Here is a 240-nt window from a genome sequence, read left to right as displayed (position 1 = left end):
GAACCCGGAAGAGCTTTGGGAAACCACCATGAATCCTACAAACCGTATTCTTTTACAGGTTACCATTGACAATGCAAAAGAGGCAGACCGCATCTTTGATGTCTTAATGGGCGACGAAGTTCTGCCTCGCAAAAAATTTATTCAGACATACGCAAAAAGCGTCAAAAACCTTGACATCTAAAAGGATTACTGGTACCGTGGTCTTGTGAGGCCCAGAGGCCTTTTTAGATAGAACTAAAC

General features: G+C 42.9%; 1 protein-coding gene. It reads left to right on the top strand.

What is annotated here, in order from left to right; all coding sequences use genetic code 11:
* The coding region (locus ACP7FG_RS13175) for a hypothetical protein (RefSeq protein ID WP_439226657.1) at positions 1 to 181 on the top strand (181 nt) is incomplete at its 5' end.
* Positions 182 to 240: the final 59 nt, after the last annotated feature.

It is taken from the genome of Idiomarina sp. ST10R2A5 (assembly GCF_051842325.1).
Classification (GTDB): Bacteria; Pseudomonadota; Gammaproteobacteria; order Enterobacterales; family Alteromonadaceae; genus Idiomarina; species Idiomarina abyssalis.
This window is presented reverse-complemented; position numbering and strand designations above follow the sequence as displayed.